The sequence below is a fragment of the Candidatus Chloroploca mongolica genome, from assembly GCF_004762035.2.
GTDB lineage: Bacteria > Chloroflexota > Chloroflexia > Chloroflexales > Chloroflexaceae > Chloroploca > Chloroploca mongolica.
The window spans coordinates 1-7,057 of record NZ_SIJK02000115.1; the positions used below are offsets into that span (position 1 = coordinate 1).

The 7,057-nt window shown below is 62.1% G+C and carries 10 protein-coding genes; 6 read left to right on the top strand and 4 right to left on the bottom strand.

All coding sequences use genetic code 11. The features are described from left to right. Together EYB53_RS24655 and EYB53_RS24660 are read left to right on the top strand one after the other, a co-directional pair. A partial coding sequence (locus tag EYB53_RS24655) for a tetratricopeptide repeat protein (protein ID WP_135482153.1) occupies positions 1-938 on the top strand: 938 nt, incomplete at its 5' end. A gap of 16 nt (positions 939-954) precedes the next feature. Beyond that, positions 955-1,449 carry a hypothetical protein gene (locus EYB53_RS24660; protein ID WP_135482162.1) on the top strand — a complete coding sequence of 165 codons (495 nt, stop codon included), beginning with the start codon at positions 955-957 and terminating at the stop codon, positions 1,447-1,449. 217 nt (positions 1,450-1,666) lie between these two features. On the opposite strand, the gene EYB53_RS24665 is transcribed toward EYB53_RS24660, so the two are convergent. From EYB53_RS24665 to EYB53_RS24680, 4 genes are all read right to left on the bottom strand, one after another. Further along, positions 1,667-2,017: a DUF433 domain-containing protein gene (locus EYB53_RS24665; RefSeq protein ID WP_205712764.1), complete on the bottom strand. Its 351-nt coding sequence runs from the start codon at positions 2,015-2,017 to the stop codon at positions 1,667-1,669. Between the two features lie 46 nt (positions 2,018-2,063). After that, entirely contained in the window at positions 2,064-2,273 is a 210-nt protein-coding gene (locus EYB53_RS24670) for a hypothetical protein (protein ID WP_205712765.1), read from the bottom strand. Then, positions 2,260-2,436 (bottom strand): BrnT family toxin, encoded by a 177-nt coding sequence (locus EYB53_RS24675; RefSeq protein ID WP_254151240.1) that lies wholly within the window; start codon positions 2,434-2,436, stop codon positions 2,260-2,262. Before EYB53_RS24675 ends, EYB53_RS24670 begins: the two co-directional genes overlap by 14 nt. Positions 2,437-2,543: 107 nt before the next feature. Further along, the gene (locus tag EYB53_RS24680; protein ID WP_135482158.1) at positions 2,544-2,786 is read right to left on the bottom strand and encodes a hypothetical protein; all 243 of its coding nucleotides are present in this window, start codon (positions 2,784-2,786) and stop codon (positions 2,544-2,546) included. A 783-nt stretch (positions 2,787-3,569) separates the two neighbouring features. Between EYB53_RS24680 and EYB53_RS24685 the strand changes: the two genes are divergently transcribed. The 4 genes from EYB53_RS24685 to EYB53_RS24705 all read left to right on the top strand — a co-directional run. Then, positions 3,570-4,013, top strand: a complete 444-nt coding sequence (locus EYB53_RS24685; RefSeq protein ID WP_135482160.1) for a hypothetical protein — start codon at positions 3,570-3,572, stop codon at positions 4,011-4,013. A 15-nt stretch (positions 4,014-4,028) separates the two neighbouring features. After that, positions 4,029-4,184 (top strand): hypothetical protein, encoded by a 156-nt coding sequence (locus tag EYB53_RS24690; protein ID WP_167857614.1) that lies wholly within the window; start codon positions 4,029-4,031, stop codon positions 4,182-4,184. Positions 4,185-4,199: 15 nt separating this feature from the next. Beyond that, entirely contained in the window at positions 4,200-6,551 is a 2,352-nt protein-coding gene (locus EYB53_RS24700; protein ID WP_254151241.1) for a 3'-5' exonuclease, read from the top strand. A 4-nt stretch (positions 6,552-6,555) separates the two neighbouring features. Beyond that, on the top strand, positions 6,556-7,057 hold a 502-nt coding region (locus EYB53_RS24705; RefSeq protein ID WP_209949643.1), incomplete at its 3' end, for a hypothetical protein.

A 7,057-nucleotide genomic window follows, 5' to 3' on the forward strand; every position in this document is an offset into this window, starting at 1 on the left:
ACTTGGCGGAGGCCCTGGCGATCAAAACCGCCGTGCTGGGCCGCCAGCATCGCTCAACGGCGGTCACCCTGTACGAGCTAGGTCGGGTTACGCAGGCCGAAGGCGACTACCCCGCCGCCCGCCAGTCGTTGACCGAGGCCCTGGCGATCCACGAGGCGGTACTGGGCCACCAGCATCGCGACACGGCGTTCACCCTGCACAACCTGGGCGTCGTCGCGCAGGCCGAAGGCGACTACCCCGCCGCTCGCCAGTGCTTCCAGGAGGCCCTGGCGATCTACGAGGCGGTGCTGGGCCGCCAGCATCGCGACACGGCGGTCACCCTGCACGAACTGGGCCGGGTCGCACAGGCCGAAGGCGACTACCCCGCCGCTCGCCAGTACTTGGCGGAGGCCCTGGCGATCAAAACCGCCGTGCTGGGCCGCCAGCATCGCGAGACGGCGGTCACCCTGCACGAACTGGGCAACGTCGCGCAGGCCGAAGACGACTACCCCGCCGCTCGCCAGTCCTTCCAGGAGGCCCTGGCGATCAAAACCGCCGTGCTGGGCCGCCAGCATCGCTCGACTCAGATAACAGCGCAGGCCCTGCGCGATTTGCGCTTTGAGGCTGTTGAGAATACTGCCTGGTGTGCAGGTCTGAGCTGGCTCCTGCTGCCGTGGCTCAGCGGTCTGATTGCCGCAGTCGCAATCCTCAGTATGGGCTGGCTTGGCTACTGGAAGTTTCACTTGGCCACAAGATCCGTCCACATCCTGCTGCGTGTGCTGCTTGGCCTCGGGGCTGCACAGATGCTGCTCTGGCTGACCGGACAACTCTTCGGCGACCTGCCAATTTCCGTTATCTACCTAGCGCAGATTATCGGCGCGAGCATTGGTATCGCGTGGCCGTGGCTCAGGTCTCGGCTGCGTCGAAAGCAAACGCGGGGAAACCGCACACATCCATAAGGGAAAGGTGCCACTCATGCCTGACCAACTCACCATTCAGATCGAGTTCGTTGACGCCGACCCGGCCCGGCCCGACCCTGCGGCGGTCACGGCGCTTGCCGACGCGGCCTTGACCGACCTGCGCGATCAGGGCTTTGAGCCACAGCCGACCTACACCGGGGCGATGGGCGGCGATGTTTACGAGATCGTGCGCCAGGTGGCCGAAGGCGCGGCGGCGAACAAGGAGATCGTGCTGGCACTGATCACCGGCGTGGCTGCGCCGATTGCCGGTGCGCTGGCCGAGCGACTCAAGCAGCGCGCCGCCGCGAAGCCAGCCACGCCTGCCCCTGCTGCGCCCGCGCCGCCCGCAGTGATCGTCATTGTCGCGGGCGCCCAGGCCGAGGTCAGCGAGCCGGAGCTTACGGCGGACGAATTGCTGCGCCGCTTGCTCGCCGCCGACCCCGAGTTGGAGCAGAAAGTCTCGGTGGCGACCAAGCCAGTGGTGCGGGCGCGGGTGCCGGGGCGCTCTTGAAAGCGGAAAGGGGTCAGGGGTCGGGGGTCGGGGGTCAGGGGCTAGGGGCTAGGGGCTAGGGGCTAGGGGCCTCGGGTATCGGGGATCGGGGATCGGGTATCGGGTATCGGGGATCGGGGGGTTGGGTTTAGGGGTTAGGGGCAATACTTTTCAAAGAAGTTCACGCGAAGACGCGAAGGGTTACGCTCACTTACGCAAAAACCTTTGCGCCTTTGCGTCAAAAGAGCCGCCTTCTTTGCGGTGCAGGGGCCAGGCGTGCAGCTTTGAGCTGACGCAGCTTCAACACGATCGGTGGCGGGTTTCGCTCCTGCGCCTCGCGCGCAGCGTGACTGGCCGCGAGCCAATCGGCGAGGTAGGGATCCAGCCGCTCGCGGTCGCGGAGATACCAGAGGATGGTGGCATAGACCTGTTCGAGGCTCAGGGTGGGAAAGTGGGCCGCAATCGCCTCAGCCGCCTGGCCCCGATGCACATACTCGTAGAGCACACTCTCAATGCCGATGCGCGTCCCTTTGATCCGAATATCATCGGGGGCGAGGTGGTCAAAGTAGCTTTCCAAATTCAGGTTCATCAGCCCTCCCAGGGTTATGGTGAGCGTTCCTCGTGGCGCAGATCGATCACGGTTCTGGTGGTGGTGGGACGGGCGGCATGGTCGCGATCAGAGCACGGAGGACCCTTTTTACCTCGTCCGGCGTATGAAACACCTGAGCAATATCGGGTTCCAGCACAACAACGAGGCTCCCATCGGCCTGCCAACGCGCAAAACGATTGGGTTTTGCCTTTGTATAGTCAAACTGATACTCTGGCGCAAGATCATCCAGTTCCAATAATAATTTCCCTATGCTCGTATGTCGAGTGTGCTTCGTCATCAAAAATAACAGCCAGTGGATCATCAAACACGGTTGATGCTTCTTCAAAAGACACGCCATGTTTTTGTCTGTTTATCTTTGCCTTGAATAAATCCCATTCAAACAGAAAATCGCTCATCATAACACCACAACAACTGGAAGATTCATGATAGTATATCGATCTATGGTGATCATTGTACCACTAGCAGCGACAACGCTGTTGGTGGCGAGACCTACCTATGGTCACCATCAACAATCGTCGTGGAGCAGATCATCAATGAACGCCTCGCGGGCATCCTCATCCAGGCTCTCCCAGGCCAGACCACGGGCGGAAGCAAGGGCGCGGAGCCGATCTTCGGCCTTCACCATACGCTCAGCGCGGAGGGCCTGGGCATCCTCAGCGAGCACGAGCAGCACCTCACGTTTCTGGTCAGGCGAAAGTTGGCGGACGAGTTCCACAACCTGGTCGTTGGTTAGGGTTACACGTGGCATCCGTGGCTCCTCTGGTTTGGTCTCACGCACCACCTGCACTATTGTACCATTCCGACCGCATGGAAGCACAAGAACGTTTGGGGGTCGGGGATCGGGGTTTAGGGGTCGGGGGTATCGGGTATTGGGTATCACTACAGTTGTAGGTTGTGCTTAGCTATCCTCAGATGGGCCACAAAAGAACACAAAACGCACAAAAGACCGCCGCAATCCGTCCACTGTGCATACCTTTTGCGCTCTTTGTGTTCTTTTGTGGCAAACATATGTACGAAACATTGTGATGTACAACTGTAGTAGTATTGGGTATTGGGTATCGGGTATTGGGTATCGGGGGTTTGGATTTAGGGGTTAGGGGCACTACTTTTCAAAGAAGCTCACGCGAAGACGCGAAGACGCGAAGGGTTACGCTCACCTACGCAAACACCTTTGCGCCTTTGCGCCTTTGCGTCAAAATAGCCACCTTATTTGCGGTTCAGGGGCCAGGGTTTAGGGTTGCAGGTACGTGGGCGGTTGAAGAAGCAAGTGAGACAGGCACAGTTGTGGTACGCGACCGAACCCTGACCCCCGATCCCCGATCCCTGACCACCGAGTCTATTATCAGATCAAGCTATGATTACAGGATCATTTATGTTATGATAGAGCTATCTTTCGACGGTGATGTATGTACGGTGTTCGTATCTGCATCACATGCCTGGCTGCCCGAACACGCGCATGCCGACCGCAGACCATGGGGTGCCGTGAGCCAGGGTCAGTTTCGCTGGGCAAATATGATCAAGGAATGTGGCTATGAAGCGTCGCAAAGGCCGCGCCGCACCACCACGAGCGCCTGCGTCACGGGCGAACCACCGGTATCCTCCGAACTGGCGGCACACTGATTGGCTGGTGCCATTCATCAATGGTGCTGCCTGCATCCACCATGGACACGATACCGATGCAGATGACCACAGCCGCTGCGGGCCGGCGATCTTCTGCTGCCCCCATGCCGCCGTCCGCTACGTGACGCTCTTTCCCGAGAGCGGTGAGGCCCGGGCAACCTGGCAAGCCACTCGTCCGAGCGACCTGATGACGTGGATACACAATGGGGTACACGTGTTCTACTTCGTCTTCTGCGACCCTGATCGGCGAGATGGACTGCTGGCGATTGGCCTCGGTGGATCGTGGCTGCACGATGCGCTCTGGCACCGCACCTCGCTGGATACCTATGCAGGGCAGGCCGACCGACTCATGTAAGTGGAGCGCCATCAGATGACACCTCTTCCTCCCCCGCTTCGTCGTGCGCAACTTGATGCTCTGCTCGCCTTCTTGCCCATCTTTGCGCAGCCGGGATATATCTTTGGCGAATGGCATGCCGAAATGCTTCGACGCCTCCAGCAGATCCGGGAGACCATGGCCGCAACGTAACCGGCAGGAGCGATCATGACTCGCTACGAGCTCTCTTTCACGCCAACCTTTTTTAACGAATCGCTGAATCTGCCCAAGCAGGTGAGCAAACTGGTCAGCCAGAAATTGAAGGTGCTAGGGGTCGATCCGCACTCCGCTCACGGTGATGCCAAGAAACTCAAGGGCTACGCCAATGTCTACCGGGCGCGGGTCGGCGACTATCGCATCTTCTATAGCATCGGCCAGGGCTGGATCAAGCTGCTGAGTGTGCGCAAGCGTGACGACCGCACCTATGACGCTGAGCTCCCCGAGGTGGCCCCGCCAACGATGAGCCCTGACCAGGAGGCGTTGGTGCCGCAGGAGGCGGGTCTCGGGTCTCGGGTCTCGGGTCTCGGGGGGGCGGAGGCGGGTCTTGGGTCTCGGGTCTCGGGTCTCGGGGGGGCGGAGGCGGGTCTTGGGTCTCGGGTCTCGGGTATCAGGGGTGCGGAGCCGGGATCAGAGCATGAGGATCGGGGATCAGGGACTGGGGATCGGGGATGGCGCGGAAGGGCGGACGGAAGCGGAAAGGCGACGGCAAGCCAGCACAGCGGAGGTTCGGAGAAAGACCCGAACCCCAAGACCCGAACCCCAAGACCCGAACCCCAAGACCCGAGACCCGAGACCCGAGACCCGAACCCCAAGACCCCTCCCCCCCCAGCCCCATTGCCGTGCGTGCTCACAGAGGCGTTGCTGGCGCAGTGGCAGATTCCGGCTGAATACCGTTCGGCGGCGCTGGCCGCGACGACTGAGGACGATCTGCTCGACCTGGCGATGCCGGAGCGTTTTCTGAGTCGCATCCTTGATAATCTCTTCCCGCGGGAATTGGGCACAATCGCCGCGCAGCCTGCGTATGTTCTGCCAACCCCCGAGAGCGTCGAGCGGTTTGCCGAAGAAGAGTTGGGCGGCTTTCTGTTACAGCTCACCCCTGAGCAGCAGGCCCTGGTCGCGCAGACATGGCACGGCCCCACGCTCGTTAGAGGTGGCCCGGGAACTGGCAAGTCAACCCTCGCCCTTTATCGTGTCCAGCGGCTGCTCGACCAGGGCGTCAGTCCTATCCTTTTCACGACGTACACCAACGCCCTGGTCGGCTACTCCGAGCAACTCCTGACCTATCTGCTCGGCAAGCCCCCGGCTGACTGCGGCGTCAAGGTCAGTACCGTCGACGCGCTCGCCGCCCATTTCTACGCCAGGCGGTGGGGTTGGCCCACCTTCGCCACCGAGGGGCAGGCCCTCGACCTGCTGCACGAGGCGTTGGCGACGGCACCTATCCCAGGGGCCAATGTCTTTGACCAGCAGGTGCGGCGGCAAAGCCTCGAACGGCTCGGTCTCGACTACCTGTTGCAGGAGTTCGTAAGTGTGATTGAGGCGTGGGGGGTTGATCATGGTGCCGACTACCTGGCCCTCGAACGGCGCGGACGGCGTACACCGCTCAAGCCAAACGTGCGCGAGGCGCTGTGGGCCGTCTATGGGGACTGGCGTGCGTTGATGCGTGAGCGAGGGTTGGTGCTGAACGAACAGATCCGGCGCGGGGCCTACGAAGTGGCCCAGACCCTCACGTCGAAGCCCTACCAGGCACTCGTGATTGACGAAGCGCAGGATCTCTCGCCCAGCGCCGTACGGTTCCTGCTCGCCCTAGTCGCGTCGCCTGCGCACCTCTACCTGACCGCCGATGGGGCGCAGTCCCTGTACCAGCGCGGTTTTAGTTGGAAACAGATCCACGCTGACCTCAACGTGGTGGGGCGCACCCTGGTGTTGAAGCGGAACTATCGCAATACGGCGCAGATCAGCGCTGCGTGTGCCAGCATCCTGGAGGGAATGCCGGATCATGAGCGTGAGTCGCTTCCCCAGGAGCCATCGACGCACCAGGGCGACGTGCCCCGGATCGTCTTGGTACGCAACGCCAACGAGGAGGCGCAGGCCATCCATGCCTTCTTCACCGCTGCTGCACGTCGCTTACGCTTACCCGTCCATAGCGGTGCCGTGCTCTGTCCCAGTCAGCACAGCGGCAAGGCGCTTGCCCAGAAGCTGCATGCCCTGGGCTTGCCCGCAACTTTTCAGTCTGGCAAGCAGATCAACCTCACCGTTCCGATGGTCAACGTGCTCACACTCCACGCAGCGAAAGGCCTCGAATTCCCCATCGTCGCCGTGGTTGGCCTTGAGGCGGGGCGGCTCCCACACGACCGTGACGGCTTTCCCCCAGAAGAGGCCGCCGCGATAGAAGCCGAGCAACGCCGCCTCTTCTATGTCGGATGCACACGGGCAATGCGTGCGCTGCTGGTCTGTGGCTCGGCCACGGCCCCCTCACCGTTTCTTGAAACACTCGAAGCACCCCTATGGGAGAGAGGATAACCTGATGCAGCACCGGATCAAACTGGCAACCATCCTCAAAGCCGGGCCGAACGCGATCAACGAATTGAGTGGCCGCCTGGCGCGCCGCGAAGTTATGCTGGATGGAAGCGGCGTGACCGCGCTCAGTGAAGATCAACTCGTCTTCCTCCTGGCCGCAATCCCAGCGGACTGGGGTGCCATCGAACTCGCCGACGTCATTGATCCCGCATCGCTCAGCCCGACCGTTGCCGCGCAACTCGTGGCCTGGCTGGGGCGGGGGGATGCGGAGGCGGGTCTCGGGTCGCGGGTCTCGGGTCTGGGGGATGCGGAGGCGGGTCTCGGGTCTCGGGTCTCGGGTCTGGGAGATCAGGCGGCGGGTCGCGGGTCGCGGGTCTCGGGTCTGGGGGATGCGGAGGCGGGTCTCGGGTCTCGGGTCTCGGGTCTGGGAGATCAGGCGGCGGGTCGCGGGTCGCGGGTCTCGGGTCTGGGGGACACGGAGGCGGGTCTCGGGTCTCGGGTCTCGGGTC